Below are 1,667 nucleotides of genomic sequence, written 5' to 3' on the forward strand. Positions count from 1 at the left end.
GCCCGCGAGCAGGAGCACCCGCCGGCCGACGGCTCGGTTCCCGGTGCCACTTCCCCTGCGGTGGAGGGAGGTTCGTGATCCTGAGCGCACCATCGCGCGCCACGGGCACGCGCCGCCGATCCGATCGACAACTTCCCCGCACCACGGGGTCACGTTATTCCCCGCCGATGGGCGGGACCATTCACGGAGGAGTCCTATGAGCGAGCCGACTCGCATCGAGGTCCGCACGGCCGACCCGTACCCGGTGATCATCGGCCGGGGGCTGCTGGGCGATCTGGTCGACCAGGTGACCGGCCGGTCCGGCGTGCGGACCGTGGCGATCTTCTACCAGCCGCCGCTGGCCGAGACCGCCGAGGTGGTGCGGAAGGCCCTCGCCGACAAGGGCATCGACGCGCACCGGGTGGAGATCCCCGACGCCGAGGCCGGTAAGGACCTGCAGGTCGCGGGCTTCTGCTGGGAGGTGCTCGGCCGCGTCGGGCTGACCCGCAAGGACGTGATCGTGAGCCTGGGCGGCGGCGCGGCCACCGACCTGGCCGGTTTCGTGGCCGCCACCTGGATGCGCGGCGTGGACATCGTGCACGTGCCGACCACGCTGCTGGCCATGGTGGACGCCGCGGTGGGCGGCAAGACCGGCATCAATACCGAGGCGGGCAAGAACCTGGTCGGCAGTTTCCACGAGCCGGCCGCCGTCATGGTGGACCTGGCCACGCTGGAGACGGTCCCGCGCAACGAGATCGTGGCGGGCATGGCCGAGATCATCAAGGCCGGTTTCATCGCCGACCCGGTGATCCTGGAACTGGTGGAACGCGACCCGCAGGCCGCCCTGGACCCGACCGGCGACGTGCTGCCCGAGCTCATCCGCCGCGCCATCCAGGTCAAGGCCGATGTGGTGGCCGCCGACCTCAAGGAATCGAATCTGCGCGAGATCCTCAACTACGGCCACACCCTCGGCCACGCCATCGAGCGCCGGGAGCGGTACCGCTGGCGGCACGGCGCGGCCGTCTCGGTGGGCCTGGTCTTCGCGGCCGAATTGGGCCGCCTCGCAGGCCGTCTCGACGACGCCACCGCCGAGCGGCACCGCACCATCCTGGACAGCATCGGCCTGCCCACCACCTACGACGCCGATGCGCTGCCGCAGCTGATGGACGCCATGCAGACCGACAAGAAGACCCGTTCGGGCGTGCTGCGTTTCGTGGTGCTCGACGGCCTGGCCAAGCCGGGTCGGCTGGAGGGCCCGGATCCGAGCCTGCTGGCCGCGGCCTACTCGGCCATCGCCCGCGAGGACGGCCCGACCGGCGGCGCGATTCTGCTGTAGGGCACAACGGCTTTCATCTCAGCGCCCGTCGCCGGACTCCGGCGGCGGGCGCTGCCGTCGGTGCCCCCGGATAGGAAAAACCCCGCGCCACCCGATCGGTGGCGCGGGGTCGAGCGCGGACGGGAGCCTCAGACGCCGGCGGGCTGCGGGTCGGGTGCAGTGCCGGCGGGGGTGCCGGACTGCTTCTTGCCGTCCCGGCCGGCCAGCCAGCGGCCGAGGGCGACGCCGAGCACGCCCGGGATGAAGATCAGCAGCACGATGAAGGACGCGGCCGAGGTGATGTTGAAGACCAGACCCTGATGACCCAGGTCGAAGCCCGGAATGAAGTCGAGGATCCAGGCGGCCAGGCCGG

At 71.4% G+C, this 1,667-nt stretch carries 1 protein-coding gene and 1 pseudogene; one reads left to right on the forward strand and one right to left on the reverse strand.

From position 1 onward, the window contains the following. The first annotated feature begins 196 nt into the window (after positions 1-196). Positions 197-1,315, forward strand: a complete 1,119-nt coding sequence (aroB, locus tag ACFXN1_RS51770) for a 3-dehydroquinate synthase (protein WP_379394984.1) — start codon at positions 197-199, stop codon at positions 1,313-1,315. Positions 1,316-1,443: 128 nt separating this feature from the next. On the opposite strand, the pseudogene ACFXN1_RS51775 reads toward aroB, so the two are convergent. Further along, positions 1,444-1,667 (reverse strand): annotated as a pseudogene (locus tag ACFXN1_RS51775) (hypothetical protein); the annotation flags it as partial.

Source organism: Nocardia sp. NPDC059154 (assembly GCF_042755705.1).
Lineage (GTDB): Bacteria > Actinomycetota > Actinomycetes > Mycobacteriales > Mycobacteriaceae > Nocardia.

Bases quoted from the DNA above. Each gene is read 5' to 3' on its own strand.
- aroB (WP_379394984.1), top strand. From the start codon at position 197: ATGAGCGAGCCGACTCGCATCGAGGTCCGCACGGCCGACCCGTACCCG.